The following is a 304-nucleotide window of genomic DNA, read 5'->3' on the forward strand; positions in this document are numbered from 1 at the left end:
ATTCATATCAGCACTATAATGAATCGGAACCGTTTGATTACCTGATCCAACAAATTGAGATTTCAATGCAGCTTCCCCACCTTGCCCAATCGCAACGACGGTAATAATAGAGCCTACACCGATAATAATCCCAAGCATCGTCAAAGCCGAGCGTAGTTTATGAGCTAAAATAGACGATAAGGCAATTTTCATACTATCTAGTAAACTCATACTGCACACCTTCTATCTTCTGTAACTTTCCCGTCTCGCAGTACAATGCGGCGAGACGAATAAGCCGCTACTTCGTCGTAATGCGTAACCATAA

Annotated in this window: 1 protein-coding gene and 1 pseudogene; both read right to left on the reverse strand. The window is 42.1% G+C overall.

The genetic code is table 11. The annotated features are described in order from the left end of the window. A partial coding sequence (locus JDS96_RS30980; RefSeq protein ID WP_199669147.1) for an ABC transporter permease occupies positions 1–210 on the reverse strand: 210 nt, incomplete at its 3' end. Beyond that, a pseudogene (locus JDS96_RS30985) lies at positions 207–304 on the reverse strand (macrolide ABC transporter ATP-binding protein); the annotation flags it as partial. The pseudogene JDS96_RS30985 and the gene JDS96_RS30980, both read right to left, overlap by 4 nt.

The organism is Bacillus cereus group sp. N21 (assembly GCF_016483395.1).
Taxonomy (GTDB): Bacteria; Bacillota; Bacilli; order Bacillales; family Bacillaceae_G; genus Bacillus_A; species Bacillus_A pseudomycoides.